Raw genomic sequence first — 22,696 nt, 5'->3', positions numbered from 1 at the left:
AGACTAATTTTTCTTTTAGCAATCCTGTTTAGAAATAGGTAACATGTCTTGAGTTTCTAAAATTCATTTCTTGAAAAGTGCTCATTTCCCTGCGGTCATTGGAGTCAAACTCATACATGAGATTACGTAGTGTCCCCACGTGCCACAATCCACAGGCATGACCCACTTCGTGGGCAATGGTAGTCTTGTCCGTTGTCTCGGTGCCCACTACCGTCACATAATCTGCTAAGGGTCCTAATGAGCATCCAGTAGAGCTAGATCCATCAATGGATCGTACCACAAACACTGTGACCGGAGAGCCGTATCCCAAGAGCCTTCTTGCATTACCACAAAAACAGAGACGGGACATCATCATATTTAGATCAGTGCCCTTAAAGCCAAGGTCTTCGCCCCAAGCCCCAGCACCACATTGCAGATCCAAAAGTTCATCTCTAGATATGGTAGTGTTGATATGGATGTAGCCGTCATCTGCTGCGACGTCATCTTGGAACGGGTTTTTTGCATTGAACAGACTACAGGGAATTACCCGTACATTGGCCTGTTCACGAAATATATCCGCTGCGGCCTGAACTTCTTCAAGCACCATGGCTTCATCGGCCACAGGTCCACCCTCGTCACTTAGGATTATAACGCATAGTCGTAGTTTTTTCTCCGGCCTAATACCTACTAGATAGCCAAGGGCATCCAGAAGTCCTATAAACCTGTAAATGATTTCCTGGACGATGGATAAAATTTCTCGAATAAGCCTGCCCAAAAAAGGAATGGAGAATATGACTTCCAGTACAAATCCAACAAAGCTTATTACCGTACCAATAATCAATTCAATGACCAAGACCACATAGGTGACCACGGTGACTATGACTTCCCAGGCAAGACAAACCGCTGTAGTAATATACGTCCATGCCACACAAACAATGTTTGATACCCAGTACCAACCCTTGCAAAAAAGTTCCACCACGCAGTTCCATGGTTTATACCATTTACATTTTTCGCCCCACTCGGAGCATTCTTCGTATCCTTCGTCCCGATACTCCGCGCATTCCCTGCGCGTTTCCTCGCCCCATTCAACACATTCTCTAGACATAATAAAAAGTTTAATTGTTCAATCTGTAGTTTTCATTCTCCATGTTGGACAATGTTCTGATAATCTTTTTTACACGGTAATTGGACCTTGTCAAGCCAGTAAGTTTACCGATCAGACTGGCCAGGGAAAAGACGATCAATCCAAAAAGCAAATGCTTCCAACCAAAACTTCCCGAGGTAAAACCAATGATTGTGATATAAGCCACGAGGGAAAAAAGTCCCAAAGCAGCACCAGAATCACAACCGCAGGAAGAAAAACTCTTTGAGAGCTTTTGTCCATAATAGGTTTGTTCTTCATGGGATAAATAGGGAAGTTGGAGCAAAAATTGGGCTCTGGTAGGAGGTTTCCATGGGTCGATTTGTTTGGTAATTGCTAACAAATCATCCAAAGTTTCAATAACAACTTCTTTTCTTTTCCTTTTAGGAAGCTTACTTTTTGACATGATCAAAACATTGCTGGTGCCTAATGGGCCAATTTGATCTAGGGTACAATTCCGTTGCTTCTTTTGGCCGTTCATTGGGGAAATGAAAGTCAATGGCCAAATTAGATGTCGATGTATTAAAACGGGGGAGTTTTTAAATATAAAACAATTGATTAACAACAGGTTACATAAAAACCTTAGTTTTTTTGTGGTTTTTCTGTAAATGAGCCCTCAATTATAGTTTTTGGCATGTGAACTATAAGTGGGATGGTGAAAATTGGGCTCAAAATTCCAAATAGAGAACCTAATTGGTTTAGCTCCCAGATTATGGAAGGATTTAAAAACAAAAAACCCGACTAAAATGTCGGGTTTTTGTGGTACCTCCAGGAATCGAACCAGGGACACACGGATTTTCAGTCCGTTGCTCTACCAACTGAGCTAAGGTACCATGCTCAATAAAGCGGGTGCAAATATAATTTCAAAATTAGGATATACAAACAAAAACCTGAAAAAAGGCACGGGTTTTTTTTCAATTCTCCATCTTTGTATTATGAATTTGGTGATAGACATTGGCAATACCCTGATCAAGTATGCTGTTTTTGAAAACAGTACACTGCTCTTGCACCAAAGTTCGGAATCCGGTTTGTTCCTCTCCAAGGTCAAGGAACTTTTTGAGCAGTTTCCAAAAATAAGACACGCCTTGATTTCTTCCGTGGGCAAATTGGAGCATAAAGAAAAAGACATTGTTTCCCTTTTTTGCAAAGTCCATGTACTGTCCCATGATTCCAAAGTACCTTTTAAAAATAGCTATGCCACACCCCATACCTTGGGAATGGACAGGGTTGCCCTGGCTACAGCTGCTTTTTATCACAATCCGCGGGGCAATACCCTTATCATAGACGCGGGTACCTGTATTACTTATGATATGGTCAATGATGCCGGGGAATATATCGGAGGAGCCATTTCACCAGGTATACGGATGCGGTACAAGGCCATGAACAACCAAACTGCTGGATTGCCTTTGCTTGAACCCGAAGAGGTTTTGGACTTTATTGGCAACTCCACAAACTCCAGTATGCACAGTGGGGTAATCAACGGGGTTTCAATGGAAGTAGACGGGGTTATTGATCAATACAGAACACGTTTTCAAGATTTAACAGTTATTTTAACAGGCGGAGACTCCCATTTTTTTGCCAAAAGGCTAAAAAACACCATATTTGCGAATTCTAAATTCCTCCTGAAGGGGCTAAATTACTTGCTGGAATACAACAAACGTTAGATGGTTAAGAAGTTTTTGATTGCTTTATTTTGCGTGGCCGCCCATGGCCTTTTTGCGCAAAGCGGTACACTATCACCATATTCTTTTTTTGGAGTGGGAGACCTGAGAAACAATGGTACGGTCGACAATCAAATGATGGGGGGCATCAGCATGTACGCTGATAGCATTCATATCAATCTCAGCAACCCGGCCGCCTATTCCAAATTAAAGCTGACCGCTTACACGGCCGGAATTTCTCATTCCGAGTTTCGATTAAAGGATTTTACAGAGGAGCAGAATGTGTCCGTTACCAATTTGGATTATTTGGCCATAGGATTTCCGGTAGCAAAGAATGTTGGTGTGGGATTTGGTCTAATGCCGTATTCCTCAGTGGGATATAATCTTGCCAATGAGACCACAAATGGTGATGGAGCTACGGTCACCAATGTTTTCAATGGAGACGGGGGGCTCAATAGAGTTTACTTGTCCCTTGGTTTTGAACCTATTCAAAATTTGAGCTTTGGAGCCACTGTCAGCTATAACTTTGGCACATTGGAGTATGAGAGGCTTCAGAGTGTTGAAGATGTTCAGTTTGGTACCTTGGACAGACGTGAGTCTCGCATCAATGGCTTGGATTTTAACTATGCCGTCAACTATAACCCTACCATTAAGGATAAGTACACCTTATACACTTCTGTTTTGATCAATACCCAGGCCAATCTGGTTTCTGAAAATTCAGAGCGCTTAGGTTCGTTCTCTTTGGTTACAGGAGATGATATTGAGGTTATAGATGTTGATTTGGATGCTGTAAACCTTCGAAATACAGAACTAAAAATCCCCACAAAGACCACTCTTGGACTTGGTTTTGGTGAAAATAAGAAGTGGTTTGTAGGCGGGGAATACAGTTTCCAACAATTCAGTGATTTCAAAAACGATTTTTTGGGATTGGAAAATGTCATCTACAATGATGCCAGTACAATGGCCTTTGGAGGATATTTCATTCCTGATTATCAATCCCTTTCAAGCTATTTTAATAGGATTACCTATAGGGCAGGATTACGTTATGATGTAACCGGCCTTGAAGTGAATAACAAAGAGATCAATAATTTTGGCATAACTTTTGGATTTGGTCTACCGTTGGGCAACTCTTTCTCAAATTTAAACCTTGGTTTTGAGGTGGGAAGAAGGGGCACAACCGATGCAAACCTTATTGAGGAGAGTTACTTTAAATTTAATGTGGGACTATCCTTAAATGATAGATGGTTTGTCAAAAGAAAAATTAATTGATGGGGACTTTTTTTTGAAAATTCATAAATAACCACTCATATAGTTTTCTTTAAGATGTTTTTTTATTGAAAATTTGTACATTAACCACTTTAAAATTAGTAAGATGAAGAAGAAGTACTACTTAACGATGATAGCGGTCCTTATGTCGGTGGGATTAAGTATGGCTCAAGCACAGAATCCGGAGTGCATGACCAATCTTTCCATTTACGCAGAACACGCCAAAGTAAAAAACTATGATGCAGCCTATGAACCATGGAAAATGGTATACGAAAGCTGCCCGGATATCAACAAAGCCAACTTTTCCTATGGTGAAAAGATTTTGAAGCACAAGATCAAAAATTCTTCAGGTGCCGATAAGGATGGTTTTATCCAGGATATCCTTGCAATGTATGACAACAGCTTGAAGTATTTCCCTAACAAGTTTTCCAAAGCTGATGTTGCCATAGACAAAGCTCTTTTGCTTTATGACAACGATATGGCGTCAACCGATCAGTTGTACGGAATGTTGGACAAGGCATTTAAAGAGGATAGAAAAAACTTTAAGAACCCTAAGGCGTTGTACCTATACTTCTCCAGTTTGGTAGATCTTCACGGAACAGGTGCAAAAGACCTTCAAGAGGTATTTGATATTTATGATGATGTAACCGAGAAGGTAGAAGCAGAAAACAAAAAACTTACTGCTGCGCTTCAAAAACTATTGGAGAAGGAAGACTCTGGAACAGCTCTTACCTCAAAAGAGAAAAAGAGAAAGAGAGTTTATGAGACCAATTCTGAGTCGTATGGAAAGATTGCCACAAGTATAGATTCCAAATTGGGAGCTTTAGCAGATTGTGACAACCTTATTCCTCTATATGAAAAGAGTTACGAGGCCAAAAAAGGTGATGTAAACTGGGTTAAGCGTGCCGTAGGAAGAATGTTCTCCAAAGAGTGTACGGACGACCCAATGTTTAGAAAACTATTTGAGGCCCAATTGGCTTTAGACCCTTCTGCTGATGCCTACCTCTATGGAGGTACACTTAAGCAAAAGGCCGGAGACAACAAAGGAGCCATTGCAGATTTCAACAAAGCAGTGGAATTGGAGACAGACCCTTATAGAAAATCCAATATCCTTTATAAAATTGCAACTACAGTAAGAAGAAGTAGCAAATCACAAGCAAGAAATTATGCCCAAAAGGCCATAAATGCCAATCCGTCCAATGGAAAAGCATATTTGTTGATTGCCAATTTGTACGCAAGTAGTGCAAATGCATGTGGTAGCACACCTTTTGAGAAAAGGGCAATTTATTGGAAAGCGGCCGATATGGCGAGAAAAGCTGGTAGAGTAGACCCTTCTTTGAGTGGACGGGCCAACAAATCTGCTGCTAGCTATGCTGCAAAGGCACCTACCAAAGAAATGATTTTCACCTCCGGTATGGCAGGTAAATCAGTAAGCTTTAGTTGTTGGGTAGGAGGCAGCGTTAAAGTGCCCAATCTATAGAGTGAGACACATTTTAAAAAATAGCTTCAAATGTTTTGCCACGGTTTTTACCGTGGCAATCATTTTTATATCCTGTAAAGATGATTATGAACGTATAGGAGAAGAGGCCGTTAGACCTGTTTTTCCACAAGGTGTGGCACAGAATTTTACCCTTACTTATACGGAAGCCGTTAAGGAGTTGAACACCCAGGATTCATCAAATTCAAGGATTATTGCTGTTTTGACCAGTCCCATTACAGAAGATTACGATAACCAAAGTTTTAAGTTCCGTACCTTTCCAGAAGGACTTAAAGTGGACTTTTTTGATGAGAAGAACCAGAAAAGTGTAATTACAGCAGACTACGGAATTGTGTATTCACAAACCAACTTGATAGATTTGCAAGGAAATGTGGTGATTGAGAGTCATGACGGTAAAAAACTGGAAACTCCGCAGCTGTTCTATGACAGAAAGAATAATTGGATTTTTACAGAAGAAGCCTTCACATACACTAATCCGGAAGATGGTACTGTAATGGACGGGGAAGGAATGGACTTCAACAAGGATTTTAGTTTTTTTAAGGCCCACAAGACCTATGGCCTAATGACCATCAAAGAAAAAGAGTAACATGATAAAGATTTTACGATACACAGAATACCTCTATTTGGCGGTAGCGATAATCTCCATATACAAAATTGCAACGCTTTGGAGCATTGACCCAAAGGAAACTTATATCTTCATCTTTTTTGCAGTGGTTTCCATTGCAATGTTCCTTTTCCGAAGAAGATACCGCAAACGTTTTGAACAAAGAAAAAAGGATAATCAACAATAGATTTTGGATTCCTCGCTGCTTATCATAGTGCTTTCGCTGCTTTTCTCGGCTTTCTTTTCTGGAATGGAGATAGCTTTTGTATCAGCAAACAGAATTCACATTGAAATTGAAAAGAAGCAAGAAGGTATTTTGGCCAAGGTCCTTACGTGGCTTACCGAAAAACCCTCAAAGTTCATTGCTACCATGCTCATCGGCAACAATATTGCCCTGGTGGTATATGGATTGTTCATGGGCGACATGCTCATGGATTGGTTCCAAAATCTGGTTCCCACAAATTCTGAGTTTGTAAATTCATTGCTCACAGATTTCAGTTTGCTTTCCCAAACTGTAATTTCCACGCTTATCATTCTGCTTACTGCAGAATTCCTGCCCAAAGTGCTTTTTCAGATTTATTCCAATACACTATTAAAAGTACTGGCAGTACCGGCATACTTTTTCTACGTTCTTTTTTCCGTTATTTCCTGGTTTGTAATCAAGGTTTCGGATTTTATCCTTCGGGTATTTTTCAAGACGGAAGGAGATGAGGTGCAACTGGCATTTACCAAATTGGAACTTGGGGATTATATCACAGAGCAAATGGAAACCGTGGAAGAAGAAGATGAGGTGGATTCTGAAATCCAGATTTTTCAGAATGCGTTGGAATTTTCTACCGTAAAGGCCAGGGAAGTGATGGTGCCACGTACGGAAATCATGGCTGTGGATATTGATGAGACTCCAAAAAATCTGACCAAATTGTTCTCAGAGACCGGGTACTCCAAAATTTTGGTATTCAAAGAAAGTATAGACGAAATTATTGGATATGTGCACTCTTATGAACTCTTTAAAAAACCCAAGACCATAAAGAGCATTCTGCTTCCTGTGGAATTTGTGCCAGAGACCATGCTTATTCAGGATATCTTAAATGTATTGACCAAAAAGAGGAAGAGTATTGCGGTGGTACTTGATGAATATGGCGGTACTTCGGGAATTTTGACCGTAGAGGATATTATTGAGGAATTGTTTGGAGAAATAGAGGACGAACATGACAGTACAGACCTACACGAAGAGCAGCTCAGTGAGAATGTCTATAAGTTTTCGGCCCGTTTAGAGGTAGATTATATCAATGAAAACTACAAATTGGAACTTCCCGAAAGTGAAGAGTACGAAACATTGGGTGGATTGATCGTGAGTGAAACAGGAGATATACCAGAACAGGACTCTGAGGTAAAAATCGAAAATTTTACATTTCAGATCCTAGAAGTGTCCAATACAAAAATTGACCTGGTAAGCGTTCAGGTTCATCCTGAGGATTAACAGTTTCCAGTGCTTTTTGGGCTTTCCTATTTGAAAAGAAAATGGTATTTTCGCCCACTGAAAATATAGAAAACAAGCAGTAAAATGGCAATATTAGAGAATATTAGAAAACGAACAACGGTATTGATTTTGATCATTGGTATGGCGTTGTTCGCATTTGTAATATCCGGGGTCTTTACCAGTAACGATTTTGGTGGAGCAAAAATTGGCTCCGCGGTGGCTGAGGTTAATGGAGAAAGTATTTCCATTGATAACTTTAGAAAAGAAGTAGAAACGGCCTCAAGAAGGTATGGTCCTAACTTTTCATCCTTGCAACTGGTAAGCACGGTTTATGACCAAGAAATTAGAAAGGCCATTCTCAATCAACAATTTGAAGATTTGGGAATTGATGTGGAGAGCGATCAGATTGTTGAGTTTGTCAAGACTTCAGGATATGCCCAGATTCCAGATTTTCAAGATGAAAACGGAATCTTCAACGAGGAGGTTTTTAGAAGTGCCATAGCTGACTGGAAAGTAAACGATCCTTTACGTTATGATGCTTGGCTACAAGATGAAAAAGCCATTATTCAAGCTGCGAAAGAAAGAATGTACTTTAACCTGGTAAGAGGAGGCCTTGGAGCAACTCTTAAGGAGGGGGAATTTGATTACAACCTGGCCAACCAAAAATTGGACATTCAGTATGTTAGAGTTCCTTATACCTCTATAGCCGACAGCACCATCGAGGTTTCCAAAACTGAGATTCAGTCTTACATCAGTGACCATAAAGACGAATTTGAACAAGAGAAGGCTCGTGATATCCGTTTTGTTTATTTTGAAGAAAAGGCTTCTGCAGATGATGAAAAGGCTGTTGAGGACGCTGTGAGTGCACTTCTTGATGACACTGTGGAATTTTTTGAAGATAGAAATGCTACAGATACTGTACCAGGTTTTAGGAACACCACAGATATGGAAGCCTTCCTTGACAGAAATTCTGATAGCAAATTCGATACTATTTATAAGTCTAAAAACGATTTACCTTCCGTAGTGGCTGATACATTGATGGCTCTTGGAGTTGGTGAGATCCATGGACCTTATAGGGATGGAGACTTTTTTAGGGTTTCCAAGATTATGGACAAAAAGGCCAACGGTACTGTAAAGGCCAGCCATATCCTATTTACATGGCAAGGAGCTGAACGTGCCAATCCAACTATAACCAGAACCAAAGAGGAAGCCGAGGCCAAAGCAAGGGAAATTCTTGCTGAAGCTCAAAAAGAAGATGCTGTGTTCACCACGTTGGCAAGGGAAAATTCAGATGGACCTTCTGCACCTAGAGGTGGAGACCTAGGCTATTTCCAAGAAGGCGTTATGGCAGATGCGTTTAACGACTTCTGTTTTGGAAACCCTGTTGGAACTGTTGATTTGGTTGAGACTCAGTTTGGTTATCACGTAATCAAAATTGACGACAAGCAAGATATTGTTCAAGTAGCTACCCTTTCAAGGGAAGTTGCTCCTTCAGAAGAGACCATTAATACTCTTTTTACAGACGCCACAAAATTTGAAATGGCTTCTTTGGATGCCGAAGCAGAAGCTTTTGGTGATATAGCCAAAGAAGATGGATATGCTGTTCGTCCCGTGAACAAAATCAAGGAAATGGACGAGAACCTACCAGGTCTTGGATCTCAACGTGTAATTGTTCAATGGGCCTTTAATGATGATACCAAAGTGGGAGATATCAAACGTTTCAATGTAAACAATGGATATGCCATTGCCCAGTTGACCAAAAAGTACAAAAAAGGACTTATGTCCCCAGAAGATGCTTCAGCTACTGCACTTCCCAAAATAAGAAAAGAGCGCAAAGCAGAGCAAATCATTGCTGCCAATCAAAATAAAGCAATGGAAGCTATAGCTTCAGACAACAACATTACTTTGAGCAGCGCTTCATCTTTGAACATAAAATCACCTACAATTGCGGGAGCAGGGAGAGAACCTTTGGTAATCGGAACTGCTTTTGGATTGGATTTAAATCAAACCTCTGGACTGATCAAGGGAGAAACCGGAGTGTTTATGATAAAAGTAATCAAGAAGGAAGATGCGCCTAAGATGGAAAACTTCAGTACGTATGCAAATAACCTACGAACTAGTGCAGCAAACAGAGTAAACACAGACGTTTACAATGCACTTAAAGAAGGTGCTGAAATTGAAGATAAAAGAGCTACATTCTATTAATTTGGAACTAAACTTAATATGAAGAAGCCTCCTTAAAGGAGGCTTCTTTTATGGGGTTTTAAAAAGGTCGATGGTAAAATCCAAAAGTTCTCTCCCGCCTACTTTTCCATGACCTGGGACAATGATGGTGGCCTCCGAATACTTTGATTTAACCTTGGATACCGTGTTTGACCATTCTGAGGTGTTGGCATCTTCCAGATTTCCTTTTCCCGCTCCCATTGATTTTAACAAACAACCTCCAAACAAAACACCATCTTTGGGAAAATAACCCACGATGTTGTCCAAAGTATGTCCTTCTCCCAAAAAATCCAAAGTTATCACCTCGCTGCCTATTGGAATTTTCATGGAGGAAGAAAAACCGTTTTGGGGAAGGGTCAAATGCTCCGGAACCAATTTTAGGGTTCTTGAGTTGGCGTAAGAAGTTATTTCTCTTTCGTGAAATGCGTTGAGTCCTCCGAGACAGTCATCATGGAAATGCGTAACCACTACTGCTTTTATGGCACATTGGAGCTCCTTTTCCACCCAATTGATCAAATCTGCTGATACGACATCGTTAATTGGGGTATCAAAAACAATGGCTTCCCCATCCGAAATAAAAATTGCGCCATTACAACCTACTTTCCCCCAGGTTTCGGTTTTCAAATAGGATATATGCAGAAATGTTTGTGGAGAAAGCTGTTGAATCTTAAGAGTTTCGCTTTCATAATTGATTTTCTTTTCGGGAATTTGCTTGCAGCCCAGTAGGGCAAACAGGCATATTGCCAGACGGATTGTGTTTTTCATTGGAATGGCGATAGGAGCATTTTGGAAAATGGAATTTGGGTTTTAAACCCCTTACGGCTAAAATAATCCAAAGTTTCCTTATTTGCTGTGGCCATTTTAAAACCCCGCCCCATGTGCCAAACTCTAACTAACAATAGTCCACAATTGTAGCAATGGAGATTCTCATTTATTATAAAGACAAAAAGCGCCCAATGGCGCTTTTTTTTTAAGGATTAAATTATTGAAAGCTATTATTCTTCACATAAATTTAATGAGATAGGGCCTCCTTGCGCTGGTCCACTGGCGGTATACGATGCAACCAAATTTCCACTAGGGGCATAAATACGATAAGAAATTTCGCCATAGATATCTCCTGGAAAGTACCAATCTGCTGACGTTATTCCGGGAGGAATAGTTACTGTGGCGCTTCCGCTGCCAAGTTCACTTGTACAATCGTATGAAGGCTGTTCGAAAGGAGAGCATAGTCCAACTTCAAAGACGTCCCCGGTGTTCAAGGTGACGGTAATTCCTGGACCACCATTTTCTGTGCTGGTTTGCCAGCCGTCAGGGTATGAATCTTCCATTTCCACCACCCAATCTCCCGCCGGCACTTCTGATAGTATGCAAACAATGGTGGAGGAATAATCCAGGGGAGAATTAAAGAAGAGTTCACCGCGGACGCTATCTCCAGTATTTGAGGAAGAAAACACGGTTCCATTGGCCATTTTGATCACAATGGAAAATACAACGGCATCTCCTCCTTCAACATTGGCAGGGTCTATTCCCAAAGCTAGTAACACTTCATCTCCTGTTGCTTCAAAGGTTTTCTCTGGAAACCCATTGGAATTGGTTGTAAGGGTTGAAGGATCAACGGATTCCAATACAACAGGATCTACCAAGTTTACATCATCAGTTTCTGATTCAACGGTGTTGTCTACAAAAGAAGCGATAAAATCTATGGAAGAGACATCACTTACATTTTTAGAGATCAACTCACCGGTGACGGAATAACTTGACCCTTCAAAGTCAAGCTTATTCATGAGTCCTCCGTTACTAATATTTCTAAAGTACGCTCCGGATTCCAGTTCGGGAGCATGTAAATAAGGAATTTTCTCTTCATCTTCACAGGATAGTATTCCCGCAAAAACCATCAAAAAGGTCAATGATCTATATATATTTTTCATAGTTCTGTTTTTTTAAAAGTCTAAATCAATGGAATTTAAATCCCAAAACACCTTAACTGCTTGATTTGCTTTTGGTGAAATATTTGGGTTGTTGTCTATAGCTACCGATGGGTACTTGAAGGAACGAATGAAAGCACCTGAGTTTTCTAATTGGGTCGGTGTCATATCCAAGGGCATTCCTGTCCTTCTATAGCTATTGTATGCCTCAACCACATTGCCCCAACTGGCAATGTACGCCTGGGTCATTATTACATTAAGTTTTTCCTCATCACTAGCTGCATCGGTGTAATCGGCTAAGATTTCGGCAACATAACTATCAACATCCTCACTGTCGGAGGCAAAATTGTTGGTTAAGGTATTCGGGTCAAAATTCAACACCTTGTCCATGGAGGCTCTAATACCAGCTTCCAGCATGGTTGTAGCGTCATCGGATGTTCCAAGCATGAGAGCTGCTTCAGCTCGCATGAAATACACAAAGGAGGATAGTAAAATTGGGTTAATACCGGCTCCTCCCATACCAGACGAATTTCCTACAGCGGTAAATGAATCATCGTCAAATTTACCTCCAATGGGGTATGTTCCCCATGTGGTAATCTTATCAGAATCTGAAGGCAATCCTTGCGCATCCCCGTGTATCCTTCCCCAATAACCACTACCTATTGAGGTACAAAAGGCATCAACGTCTGGGTCATAGTGTAAAGGGTAACTTTCTGCTAAACAGGGAAAGTCAAATATACCTTGTGCGTTGGCTTCTGGAAAATCGGAAACCTGTCTATATATGTAATATCTGGTACGTGGATCAGGACCACTGGAAAAGCCGTTCACCAGTAGATTCATAAAATACATATTCATATACTCTCCGCTGGGTGTATTTTGATAGTTATTGATAAACTGCGGATGTCTTATATCTGGTGCAGAGGAATTGGTTCCATACAGAACTGCAAAATCTTCTTGGGGAGAGTCTATTAAATTACCTTCAGCCAGTAATGCATTGATGCCTGCTTGGGAGACACTTGGGTCAACCAATCTGGTATTGGAGTATATCCTTAACTTGAGGGTATTGGCCAGTGTAACCCATTTGTCAATATCACCAAAATAGAAAATGTCTCCTGTTGAAGCAATGCTCGTCGGCGGTGACTCCGCCAAGTTCAAAATGGCTTCGTCCAATAGGCTCAAGGCAATGGCATATACTTCAGCATCATCGTCCAAAGTGGGATTAAATTCATCAGAACCACGAAAAGCCGTTGAATATGGAACATCACCAAAGTAGTCCACCAAAGTAGTAAGGGTATAGGATTCTAAAATCTGTGCAACACCAATATGGTGGAAAAGGTCATTTTCGCTAGCCAATTCTTTGATGGTTTGAATATCTGAAAGGTGTCCACCATAGCTTTGCCTCCAAACATCGTCAAAATCACCTGGTTCATAGGCATTTTCATACAAGGGTCCGTACATGTGCAACATTCGGACTAATTCCAGTCCAGCCTCAAACCCAATTCTGTTATCCTCGTCCTCTTCCCCAAGCCACTTTGAAAAATTGAGCATGGCTCCATTGAGCAAAAGATTAATATCAGAATTGGCAGGGGTAGCCGAGTTGGGGTTATCATTTACATCCAAATCGATGGATTCACAAGATTCCAGCCCTATCAAAAAGATCAATGCTAGAAGAATCAATAAATTTTTATATGCTATTTTCATTTTCGTTATTTTTTAGAATGATGCACGAACTGTTAAACCGTATCTTTTAGCTGTTGGACCTGTGAGCAGATCAAAACCTCTTGAGTTCCCTACCCCTTCACTTGATACAGCTGGGTCGAAATTGATGGAATCTGGAAAGTTGAAGGCTTTGAACCACAAGTTGTTACCGATAGCTGTAATGGTAATATCACCGAAAGGGGTTTTGTCCAGTGCTTTTTTGGATAGTGAATAGGACAAAGACACCTCTCGGAGTCTAAGGTGGGTGGCGTCCCAAATTCTAAATTCACTAATGCCCAGATTTTCCCAGTAATGATCGTTGGCTGTTATCTGAATGTCATTGGTTGTTCCATCTTGTTTTACGCCAGGAGCTACAACAGGGATGCTCCTGTCAAAATCGGTTTCTCCGGCCAATCCGCGAATTGTAAGCGTAGCTGCAGTTGCGGAATACATGTCACCACCATGCTGATAATTCCATTGCATTCCGAAGGTGAAGTTTTTGTAGGATAAGGTATTGATCAAAGTGCCTTGCCAATCAGGATTTGGATCTCCAAGAATACCTATTTGATCTTCTTCCAGATAAAGACCATCTGCTCCAACAATGGGGTTGCCATCGTTGTCTCTCTGGATTTTATTTCCCATCATAACATTGAAAGGCTGTCCTTGTATGGCGAAGTTCCCAAGATTGGAAAATGGGCCTGAAAGAAAAAGTTGATCCTCTTCTCCACCGGGAAGCTCTGCTACGGTGCTTTCGTAAGCATCAAAATTGGCAATAAAGTTCCATCTGAAATTATCCGAAAGAATAGGAGTTATGTTAAAGCCAGCTTCAAACCCTTTGGTTTCCAGTTTTCCTGCATTTACTGCGGTTACTGTATATCCTGAAGACGGGTCCAATCTTTTGTCCAATATTTGATCTGTTGCCTCTTTGGTATATACACTTGCTTCAAGACCGAATCGGTTGTTAAAGGCTTTTAGGTCCATTCCGAGTTCAATTTCTGAGACCAATTCAGGTTTTAAATTGGAATTACCCAACCGGTTTGAACCACTATCTGCAATGTTTATCGGGCTCCCATTAATATTTACCGGATTACCGTTACTATCCAACCATGCTTTTGCTGCTACCCCAAGTCTATCTTTGGTAACATAGGGATTGGCAAAATTGGCCGAACTACCATAACCTAATCTTAGTTTTAGGTAATTAAGTCCGTTTTTGCTCTGTAAGCCTTCAAAAGCGGAAGTAGGGATGAAAGAAATACTTGCACTCGGATAGGCAATAGAATTATTGCCACTTTCATGGGTAGAGGACCAATCGTTTCTTCCAGCTACATTCAGATAGACAAAGCTGTTGATGCCCAGTGTGGCTGATAGATATGCTCCATAAACATTTTCTTGCTCCCTATAAAGGCTAGTGCCTACCCTGTCTTCAAAATTATCGGCAAAGAAGGAACCGTATATCAATTGCTTGTCATATCGAACAGATGAAGAGGTGAATGTGTTTCTTCGGGCGTTGGCACCGGCTGTCAGACTAAGATTTACCTTATCAGAAAAGTCATTGTTGTAGTTCAGTATAACGGAATGATCCCATATTTTGCCAGTATATCTGGATTCATAGTATAATCCATTTGGTAAATAGATTCCACCTTTGTTTACTTTAAATGCGGCTGTTTCATTATATCCGTCAAAACCTGTTCTCCAAGTTGCAGAAAGCTTATCATTGAAATTATAGGTTCCGGACATTGAGAAAAAGGAGCGATCGGAAACTTCTTGGTCAATTTCGTTTTCTGCGGTCCAACGAGGGTTTTGAATACTATTATTGGATCTATAGTAAACACTTCGGTGTAGATCATCTTCAAATGGTAAGCCCATCAAATCTACTGAGCGCGGGGTGTACATAACATTGGCAAATACCCCTGACCCTCCGGAGGATACATTGGAAGAACCTGTGCTAGCTGCGTTTGGTGGATTTCTTTTGGCAGTATTGGCATAGCTCATGGTGCCATTAAAAGTGAAGTTGTTGGATAGTTTCACTGTGCCTCCAACACTAAAGTTGTTGCGCCTTAAAGTATTGTTTGGCGTAAATCCTTTCTGTTCACTATTGGAATAGCTTAAATTGAAACGACCAACCTCTGATGATTTTGAAACATTGATATTGTTGATTGCCGTATAGCCTGGCCTAAAAAATCTATCAACGCTGTTATACGCTTTGTATTCATAACTGGTATTTCCAGCAAATTGAGGAAAGGACTGATCAAATGATCCACCCCCTTGTTGAACAGAATTATAGGCATTTCCAGAATATGGGTGCAAAATTTGTTGGCCGTCCAACTCGGCACCCCAGTTACTAAAAGCTTTGCCCAGACTCTGTTGCCAACCATTTCCATATCGGTTTTGGTAATCTGGTGTTGAAGATATTTTTTCAACGAAGTATGAAGAACTTACAGATACTTCCAGTTTACTTTGGGATAAGCTCCCCGAACCTGCTTTGGTTGTAATAAGAATAACTCCGTTTCGTCCTTGTTCCCCATATAAAACGGTAGCACTCAGTCCTTTTAGGACACTTAAACTGGAAATATTGTTTGGATCCAAATCCAATAGTCTACTTGCCGAGTTATTACCTGATTCACTTGTGGAGAAGGTACTGGTTTCATTGGTGTCATTTGAGAATGGCACGCCATCAACTATTATAAGTGGTTGATTACTGCCGGTCATTGTGGAAAAACCTCTTATGGTAATGTTGGCTCCGCTACCTGCTAGACCACTACCCCCAAGGATATTAACACCTGCCACCTGACCAGAAAGAGCGCGTGCAACATCTGTCTCGGGCCGCTCAGAAATGTCTTCTCCTTTAAGTGTAGTGACAGCATAACCTAGTGCTTTCTTTTCCCTTTTTACACCTTGGGCGGTAACGACCACCTCTTCAAGAGCCTGAGCGTCCTCTTGCATACTTAAGTTGATAATTGAAGACGAGCCAACTGTTCTTTCTTCAGTCTTTTGCCCGATGTAGCTAAAGCGCAGTATTTGTCCAACGCTTGCTGTAATGTTGTAGTTTCCATCAAAGTCGGTTTGAGTACCATTGGAGGTTCCAACAACAATGACGGAAACACCAGGGAGTGGCAAACCATTTTCATCGGTAACATTACCAGAAACATTTTTTTCTTGGGCCAGTGCCGATGTAAAAACACATAGCAATAGCACAAAGGCTATCCAATAATTTTTAGCTTTCATAAAAAAAATAATGAATTAAAAGTTAGTTAGTGTATCCAAGCAGGGAGGGGGATAAATCCTATATTTTGTTAGCTAATTCAAATAATCTTCCGGTATCTGTAAATCAAAACCGAATACTGGAAAGAAGTAAGTTTTAGAGCCCCCACCCCTGTGGATTGCTCAGCAAAAAAAGCAAAAGAAGACGCGCACTTTGTTAAGGCTTAAGAACCTTTACGAATTGCCGAACAAAGTTGACATTAACATGCAGAGGGAATCTTTTTTAAAGCTTTGTATAGAAAGATTCATGATAATAAAAACAATGGCAATTTTATAGGAAGTCAAGGCATACCGATAGGTTTTTTGGATTCGTTTAACTTTATTGGAGAACCTGCCATGTGCCAGAAATTCGTCAACACTGGAAAGAACACATATATAGCTGGAATTCTACAGAAGAATACAATAGAAAAGCTAACTCTTTTGAGCTGTTGGTAGAAAAAATTCTAATGGAAAAATATGAGATTAGGTAGTTTTTACCATGTATTCCGTTGGAGTACTATGGGTAACCTTCCTAAAAGCCTTGTAGAATGAAACTCTATTGTTGAAGCCACATTGATAAGCAATATCTGAAATTGAATCTGACGAATCAGCAAAACCAGAACTTAGTTTGTTTTTGGCATCTTCAATTCTATGCGAATTTATAAAGTCATGAAAATTCATGCTGAAATTTGCATTTATTACTTGAGAGGCATGATGCCTGGAAACATCTAGGGCTTCGGCAATATCATCAAGTTTAAGATTGTGCTTCAGATATAATTTTTTGGTATTCATCATATACTCCAACTTACTTTTTAGCTCTTGGGAAAAAGCCTCTGAAAGACCTGTTTTCTCGTATTTTGAATGTTTTTTGGATGAAGATGCCAAATCATTTTGTTCATTGTTTAATATATCAGTTTTCTTGAACAATAGATAAAAAACAAAACCGTAGAGAAGCAATTGTAATATATGGGTGCAGGTTAAGGTTAGATCAATTTCACCTTCAGATTTCATCCAACTATAGAGAATGATAAAGGTTGTACTACAAAAAAGAGTCAAAAAAAGTAACAGCAGTTTATATTTGTTCAGAACATTTTTCCTTTTAAAGTGTAAAAGTGAATTCAGGAACTCCAAAATAGGAGAGGAATAGTAACTGGTACTCTCAGAAGACATAATAGGGCTCTTTAATGTCATTAAAATGCAAAAAAGGATAAGTGACCGCCTATTTCAATTGACGGATGCCCTATATGAATTTATGTATGAAGGTCAAATCACAATTTTTTACCCATTGTCATAGGAAAACAAAAACCTATTTAGGAGGTATGGTTTAAGTCGAAATAAGGATTGCTGAAAAATACTTAATTAACGTGAGGGTTATTCAATAGCATTTCTGAAATTGGAATCACAGTATGAAACCCTTTTTTTTGAAAGTATATCTCGGGATTCTTTTCAGAGGTCGCCATTACAAAATCCCCACCCCATGCGCCTAGACTTTTAATGGCTCCTGGGTAATCCGGAAATATCTGGGACTTAACCGTAGAAATACCTAGAATTTTGGATAGCAGTTCTTCGTGTTTTTCCATCAAATTTTCAAACTCTCCCAAAGAAGAGACCGAAATCATTTTCTGGGTTATCGAAGATATTTGCTTTATCAAATCGGCCTTATCAAATTTTTGCGCTCTGTAATTGGCAATGGCCTGCTTGCTGCTTTGTTTTTGATTGAGATAGATAAAATAGAGAGAATCTCGAAATGCTGGTGTAAACTGGACGTTTTCTACACAAGGAACCCCATCTTTTAGTTGATAGGTAATTGGGGTATCATTTTGTGCACAGGCAATGTCATAACCACTTCCGCCAAAGGCGTTCCATAAAAGCTGATAAGCATCCACCTGTGCCCATTGGGCCAAGTTGTTGATGAGGGTGGAAGACGTACCCAGGCCCCAAGCCCTTGGAAAATCAAGCTTGGTTTCAACCTGGATGCCTTGTTGATTTAAAAGAAAATCGGGGTTTTGAATTCTGGCCTGCAACAACAGACCAGATAGTGTTTTGCATACCTCCTGATTAGAAGTAGATAGGGGCGCGAAATGTTCCAAATCAAACTCTCCACGAAACCAAACCTGATTGTTTTCATCAAGGCTTGTCCATTGCAAAGTTTTGGAGGAATTGGAAGAAACTTTAAGAGATTGTCCATATTTGGTGGGAATGGCCAACCCCAAAGCGCCATCTAAGATGGCATACTCCCCAGAGAGCAGCAATTTACCGTTGCTGTAAAACTCTTTTTGCATTATTGCGATTGAATCTTTTGCAAGGCCTCCTTTACCGATGCATTGGTCACTGTATTGTTCTTAAAGTACTGCACCAGCTGTTTCTTTTCACTCTCCGTAGCGCCCATTTGGTTGAGCATGTTCAGCAAATGCATTTTCATATGTCCTTTTTGGATGCCTGTGGTAACCAAGGAGCGAAGTGCTGCAAAATTTTGCGCAAGTCCAGCTACGGCCACAATTTGCATCAATTCTTTGGCGGATGGATTTTGAAGGATTTCCAAAGCCAATTTCACCAGCGGATGTAATGAGGTCAAACCCCCTACAGTACCCAGGGCCAAAGGGACCTCTATCCAGAATTTGAAAACTCCATCTTCAATGGAGGCATGCGTCAAGCTGGAATAGCTTCCCTGTTTGGATGCATACGCGTGCACCCCAGCTTCCACAGCTCTAAAATCATTTCCGGTTGCAAGAATTACTGCATCAATTCCGTTCATGACCCCTTTGTTGTGGGTTACAGCCCTGTAGGGTTCTACTTTGGCAATTTCAACGGCCTGTACCATTTTTTCTGCAAAGACATCAGCAGGAAGGTCATCTTCGTCCAAGGCGGAAACGGGGCAGCTAACCTCGGCCCTGACCAAACAATTGGGAACGTAATTGGACAAAATGCTCATCACCACCTCAATATCCTTTTCTTTGGATGTAAAATCTTCGCAGGTACTTGCTTTCTCCTTTAGCGTTTTGGCGAACTGTTCTAAACAGGAATTGATAAAATTGGCTCCCATGGCATCCAAGGTCTCAAAAGTGCAGTGCAATTGATGGTAGCCTTTTACTTTGTCACTCAAATCCCGGAGCTCAATATTTTTGATCCCACCACCACGTTTTTCCATATTCTTCGTAATCGAAGCGGTGCTTTCTAGAAGTGAAGGTTTCAGGTCGTCAAAAAACCTCTGGAGCTTTTTGGTGTCGCCATGGAACATAAAATGAACTTGCCCAACTTTTTCAGTCCCTACAACTTCAGCTTTGAAACCGCCTCTCTGCAACCAATATTTGGCAGCTTTGCTGGCCGCGGCCACAACAGAGCTCTCCTCAATGGCCATTGGAATGGCGTAGAGCTTGTCATTGATTAAAAAATTTGGGGCAACAGCAAACGGCAAATAGTAATTGGAAATGGTATTTTCTATGAACTCATCGTGTTTTTTTTGAATCTCTGGGTCAGGATTCCAATACTGTTCCAACAGCAATTTTGTGACCTTGGGGTCCTTGGTACAATTGTTGGCGATCCAATCTATCTTCTCTTCTTTGGAAAGTTTAGAAAACCCTTCAACGGGAGTGTTCATAGTGCTTGGTTAAAGGATTCAAATATACGGATAATGGAACTTTGGGATCAACTCTATCAACAATGGTGATTTTGGCACGGGTTTCTGATCCAATTATTGTTGCAATTGTAACATCAAAGTTTATTTTTTGAATAAATATTAGTAAACTTGACAGTTTTTAATCAATTTTTTAATACATGAACAAACAGTTCCTCCTGTTCCTTGCCATTTTCGGATTTTTGACCCTTTCAATAGCCCAGAAGAAAAAATTGACCCTTGAAGAAATTTGGGGAGGGGAATTTAGAACAGAATACATGGACGTGCTTAGGTCCATGAAAGATGGGAAACAATACACCATTCTTAATTTTAATCGTTCACCACGTTCCAGTAGCTTGGACAAATACGATTACGAATCCTTGGAAAAAGTGGAGACTATTGTGGCCTCTTCGAATGAAATTCCATTTTTTACTTCCTATACTTTTAGTGAAGATGAGTCAAAGATAGTCTTGGCCACGGAAGTTGAGCCCATATTTAGGCGTTCTCGACTGGGAATTTATTATGTATACGATGTCGCTTCCAAGTCCGTCACCAAGGTATCGGACATTAAAATACAAGAACCATTACTTTCTCCAGATGGAACCAAAGTAGCCTATGTGCTGGAAAATAATCTTTTCATTTTTGATGTTGCTTCACAAACAACCCAACAGGTGACCCAAGATGGCAACAAAGGGACCATTATAAATGGTGTTACAGATTGGGTGTATGAAGAAGAGTTTGCATTTGTAAGGGCATTTGAATGGAACAGTGATGGCACCAAAATTGCCTTTTTACGATTTGATGAGACCAATGTGCCCCATTTTTCAATGGACATCTACGGACAGAATCTTTATCCTTATCAATACGAGTTTAAATATCCAAAGGCAGGTGAAGAAAACTCAAAAGTAACCTTGCATATGTTGGATGTGGCTTCAGGGAACATCTCAGATGTGAATTTGGGTGATGCCTATTACATCCCAAGAATTAAGTGGATGAACAGTCCTGATCATTTGAGCGTGCAGACCATCAATAGACATCAAAATCATTTAAAATTACATTCTATTGATGCCAAGAACAATACCGTATCACTGCTATTGGAAGAAAAGGACAAGGCCTATGTGGATATTGATGATGATTTAACCTTCCTGTCAGATGATAGCTTTATTTGGACCAGTGAGATGGATGGGTACAATCACTTGTACCTCCATAAAAAGGATGGTAAGCTAAAAACCCAGATTACCAAGGGCCTTTGGGAGGTTACTTCGTACTACGGATACGACCAGTCCAATGATAAGATTTACTATCAATCTGTTGAAAATGGCTCTATTAACAGAGATGTTTACAGTATCTCAACTTCTGGGAAGGACAAAAAGAGGCTGAGCAACAAAACAGGAACTAATTCAGCGGCTTTCAGTGCCGATTATACCTACTATATCAACACCTTTTCAAATGCCACTACCCCTTACGAATTTACCTTGCACAGGGTTGCCAAGGGAAAAAGAATGAAGGATTTTAATGAGGACAATGAATTGATTTCCAAAGGAAGGTTGATCAAGGACAATAGTGCCCTGTTGAACAAATTGGAAGGGTACGACATAGTTCCGAAGGAATTCTCCACCATCAACATCAATGGAAATGATCTGAACATGTGGATGATGAAACCAAAAGATTTTGACCCTAATAAAAAATACCCACTTTTAATGTTTCAGTATAGTGGGCCAGGGTCGCAACAGGTTGCCAACAGATGGTTGGGGAGTAATGATTATTGGCATGAAATGCTCGCTTCAGAAGGTTATATTGTGGTTTGTGTAGACGGCCGTGGAACTGGGTACAAAGGAAGAGACTTTAAAAAAGTGACCTATCTCAACTTGGTCAAATATGAGACGGAAGACCAAATTGCGGCGGCCAAAAAATTGAGTGAACTACCTTATGTGGATGAAAACAGAACCGGAATTTGGGGATGGAGCTTTGGTGGACACATGAGTACCAATTGCTTGCTCAAAGGAAATGATACATTTGAAATGGCCATAGCCGTGGCGCCGGTAACTTCGTGGAGATTTTACGATACTATTTACACCGAGCGTTTTTTGAGAACCCCTCAGGAAAATCCAGAAGGCTATGATAATGAGTCTCCGTTTAATTATCCAGAACTGTTGAAAGGCAAATACTTGTTGGTACACGGTTCGGGGGATGACAATGTGCACGTACAGAACACCATGCGTATGATCGAAGCTTTGGTACAGGCCAATAAACCTTTTGACTGGGCTATTTATCCTGATAAAAACCATGGCATTTATGGAGGCAACACCAGATTGCACCTGTTCACGAAGATGACCAACTTCATCAAGGAAAATTTGTAACCAAACTT

General features: G+C 40.5%; 17 protein-coding genes and 1 tRNA gene. 8 read left to right on the top strand and 10 right to left on the bottom strand.

Going from position 1 to position 22,696, the window contains the following annotated elements; all coding sequences use genetic code 11:
- Positions 1 to 28: 28 nt before the first annotated feature.
- The 3 genes from DX873_RS08300 to DX873_RS08290 form a co-directional block, all read right to left on the bottom strand.
- Positions 29 to 1,084, bottom strand: coding sequence for a hypothetical protein (locus tag DX873_RS08300; RefSeq protein ID WP_116183994.1), 1,056 nt, complete (start codon positions 1,082 to 1,084; stop codon positions 29 to 31).
- A 10-nt stretch (positions 1,085 to 1,094) separates the two neighbouring features.
- On the bottom strand, positions 1,095 to 1,526 hold the full coding sequence (locus DX873_RS08295; RefSeq protein ID WP_147296627.1) for a hypothetical protein: 432 nt from the start codon (positions 1,524 to 1,526) through the stop codon (positions 1,095 to 1,097).
- A gap of 354 nt (positions 1,527 to 1,880) precedes the next feature.
- Positions 1,881 to 1,953, bottom strand: a tRNA-Phe gene (locus tag DX873_RS08290).
- Between the two features lie 102 nt (positions 1,954 to 2,055).
- Here DX873_RS08290 and DX873_RS08285 point away from each other — a divergent pair.
- From DX873_RS08285 to DX873_RS08255, 7 genes are all read left to right on the top strand, one after another.
- The gene (locus DX873_RS08285; protein WP_116184840.1) at positions 2,056 to 2,784 is read left to right on the top strand and encodes a type III pantothenate kinase; all 729 of its coding nucleotides are present in this window, start codon (positions 2,056 to 2,058) and stop codon (positions 2,782 to 2,784) included.
- Positions 2,785 to 4,050 carry a BamG family beta-barrel-assembly machinery protein gene (locus DX873_RS08280; protein WP_116183992.1) on the top strand — a complete coding sequence of 422 codons (1,266 nt, stop codon included), beginning with the start codon at positions 2,785 to 2,787 and terminating at the stop codon, positions 4,048 to 4,050.
- 103 nt (positions 4,051 to 4,153) lie between these two features.
- Entirely contained in the window at positions 4,154 to 5,527 is a 1,374-nt protein-coding gene (locus DX873_RS08275; RefSeq protein WP_116183991.1) for a tetratricopeptide repeat protein, read from the top strand.
- Between the two features lies 1 nt (position 5,528).
- Entirely contained in the window at positions 5,529 to 6,131 is a 603-nt protein-coding gene (gene lptC, locus DX873_RS08270; RefSeq protein WP_232520881.1) for an LPS export ABC transporter periplasmic protein LptC, read from the top strand.
- A gap of 1 nt (position 6,132) precedes the next feature.
- Entirely contained in the window at positions 6,133 to 6,336 is a 204-nt protein-coding gene (locus DX873_RS08265) for a hypothetical protein (protein WP_116183990.1), read from the top strand.
- 3 nt (positions 6,337 to 6,339) lie between these two features.
- Positions 6,340 to 7,629 carry a hemolysin family protein gene (locus DX873_RS08260; protein WP_116183989.1) on the top strand — a complete coding sequence of 430 codons (1,290 nt, stop codon included), beginning with the start codon at positions 6,340 to 6,342 and terminating at the stop codon, positions 7,627 to 7,629.
- 84 nt (positions 7,630 to 7,713) lie between these two features.
- Positions 7,714 to 9,834 carry a peptidylprolyl isomerase gene (locus DX873_RS08255; RefSeq protein ID WP_116183988.1) on the top strand — a complete coding sequence of 707 codons (2,121 nt, stop codon included), beginning with the start codon at positions 7,714 to 7,716 and terminating at the stop codon, positions 9,832 to 9,834.
- A 48-nt stretch (positions 9,835 to 9,882) separates the two neighbouring features.
- Here the strand turns inward: DX873_RS08255 and bla are convergent, their stop codons facing one another.
- The 7 genes from bla to DX873_RS08215 form a co-directional block, all read right to left on the bottom strand.
- Positions 9,883 to 10,617: a subclass B1 metallo-beta-lactamase gene (gene bla / locus DX873_RS08250; RefSeq protein WP_116183987.1), complete on the bottom strand. Its 735-nt coding sequence runs from the start codon at positions 10,615 to 10,617 to the stop codon at positions 9,883 to 9,885.
- Between the two features lie 230 nt (positions 10,618 to 10,847).
- On the bottom strand, positions 10,848 to 11,780 hold the full coding sequence (locus DX873_RS08245; protein ID WP_116183986.1) for a hypothetical protein: 933 nt from the start codon (positions 11,778 to 11,780) through the stop codon (positions 10,848 to 10,850).
- A 12-nt stretch (positions 11,781 to 11,792) separates the two neighbouring features.
- The gene (locus tag DX873_RS08240; protein WP_116183985.1) at positions 11,793 to 13,478 is read right to left on the bottom strand and encodes a SusD/RagB family nutrient-binding outer membrane lipoprotein; all 1,686 of its coding nucleotides are present in this window, start codon (positions 13,476 to 13,478) and stop codon (positions 11,793 to 11,795) included.
- A 12-nt stretch (positions 13,479 to 13,490) separates the two neighbouring features.
- Positions 13,491 to 16,700 (bottom strand): SusC/RagA family TonB-linked outer membrane protein, encoded by a 3,210-nt coding sequence (locus DX873_RS08235; protein ID WP_116183984.1) that lies wholly within the window; start codon positions 16,698 to 16,700, stop codon positions 13,491 to 13,493.
- 498 nt (positions 16,701 to 17,198) lie between these two features.
- The gene (locus DX873_RS08225; RefSeq protein ID WP_181899454.1) at positions 17,199 to 17,885 is read right to left on the bottom strand and encodes a helix-turn-helix domain-containing protein; all 687 of its coding nucleotides are present in this window, start codon (positions 17,883 to 17,885) and stop codon (positions 17,199 to 17,201) included.
- A gap of 185 nt (positions 17,886 to 18,070) precedes the next feature.
- Positions 18,071 to 18,997, bottom strand: a complete 927-nt coding sequence (locus DX873_RS08220; RefSeq protein ID WP_116183981.1) for a GYDIA family GHMP kinase — start codon at positions 18,995 to 18,997, stop codon at positions 18,071 to 18,073.
- The gene (locus tag DX873_RS08215; RefSeq protein WP_116183980.1) at positions 18,997 to 20,313 is read right to left on the bottom strand and encodes a hydroxymethylglutaryl-CoA reductase, degradative; all 1,317 of its coding nucleotides are present in this window, start codon (positions 20,311 to 20,313) and stop codon (positions 18,997 to 18,999) included. The genes DX873_RS08220 and DX873_RS08215 overlap by 1 nt, the downstream gene beginning before the upstream one ends.
- A gap of 176 nt (positions 20,314 to 20,489) precedes the next feature.
- Here DX873_RS08215 and DX873_RS08210 point away from each other — a divergent pair, with 176 nt between their 5' ends.
- Positions 20,490 to 22,688 (top strand): S9 family peptidase, encoded by a 2,199-nt coding sequence (locus DX873_RS08210; protein WP_116183979.1) that lies wholly within the window; start codon positions 20,490 to 20,492, stop codon positions 22,686 to 22,688.
- The last annotated feature ends 8 nt before the right edge of the window (positions 22,689 to 22,696 follow it).

The organism is Flagellimonas nanhaiensis (genome assembly GCF_003382275.1).
GTDB lineage: Bacteria > Bacteroidota > Bacteroidia > Flavobacteriales > Flavobacteriaceae > Flagellimonas > Flagellimonas nanhaiensis.
The sequence above is the reverse complement of the archived record's forward strand: the minus strand, read 5'-3'. Positions and strand labels throughout refer to the sequence as shown.

What these genes read in the sequence shown, in the direction of transcription:
- DX873_RS08300 (WP_116183994.1), bottom strand. Translation starts at nt 1,084, where the DNA reads ATGTCTAGAGAATGTGTTGAATGGGGCGAGGAAACGCGCAGGGAATGC.
- DX873_RS08295 (WP_147296627.1), bottom strand. Translation starts at nt 1,526, where the DNA reads ATGTCAAAAAGTAAGCTTCCTAAAAGGAAAAGAAAAGAAGTTGTTATT.
- DX873_RS08285 (WP_116184840.1), top strand. Translation starts at nt 2,056, where the DNA reads ATGAATTTGGTGATAGACATTGGCAATACCCTGATCAAGTATGCTGTT.
- DX873_RS08280 (WP_116183992.1), top strand. Translation starts at nt 2,785, where the DNA reads ATGGTTAAGAAGTTTTTGATTGCTTTATTTTGCGTGGCCGCCCATGGC.
- DX873_RS08275 (WP_116183991.1), top strand. Translation starts at nt 4,154, where the DNA reads ATGAAGAAGAAGTACTACTTAACGATGATAGCGGTCCTTATGTCGGTG.
- DX873_RS08265 (WP_116183990.1), top strand. Translation starts at nt 6,133, where the DNA reads ATGATAAAGATTTTACGATACACAGAATACCTCTATTTGGCGGTAGCG.
- DX873_RS08255 (WP_116183988.1), top strand. Translation starts at nt 7,714, where the DNA reads ATGGCAATATTAGAGAATATTAGAAAACGAACAACGGTATTGATTTTG.
- bla (WP_116183987.1), bottom strand. Translation starts at nt 10,617, where the DNA reads ATGAAAAACACAATCCGTCTGGCAATATGCCTGTTTGCCCTACTGGGC.
- DX873_RS08245 (WP_116183986.1), bottom strand. Translation starts at nt 11,780, where the DNA reads ATGAAAAATATATATAGATCATTGACCTTTTTGATGGTTTTTGCGGGA.
- DX873_RS08240 (WP_116183985.1), bottom strand. Translation starts at nt 13,478, where the DNA reads ATGAAAATAGCATATAAAAATTTATTGATTCTTCTAGCATTGATCTTT.
- DX873_RS08235 (WP_116183984.1), bottom strand. Translation starts at nt 16,700, where the DNA reads ATGAAAGCTAAAAATTATTGGATAGCCTTTGTGCTATTGCTATGTGTT.
- DX873_RS08225 (WP_181899454.1), bottom strand. Translation starts at nt 17,885, where the DNA reads ATGTCTTCTGAGAGTACCAGTTACTATTCCTCTCCTATTTTGGAGTTC.
- DX873_RS08220 (WP_116183981.1), bottom strand. Translation starts at nt 18,997, where the DNA reads ATGCAAAAAGAGTTTTACAGCAACGGTAAATTGCTGCTCTCTGGGGAG.
- DX873_RS08215 (WP_116183980.1), bottom strand. Translation starts at nt 20,313, where the DNA reads ATGAACACTCCCGTTGAAGGGTTTTCTAAACTTTCCAAAGAAGAGAAG.
- DX873_RS08210 (WP_116183979.1), top strand. Translation starts at nt 20,490, where the DNA reads ATGAACAAACAGTTCCTCCTGTTCCTTGCCATTTTCGGATTTTTGACC.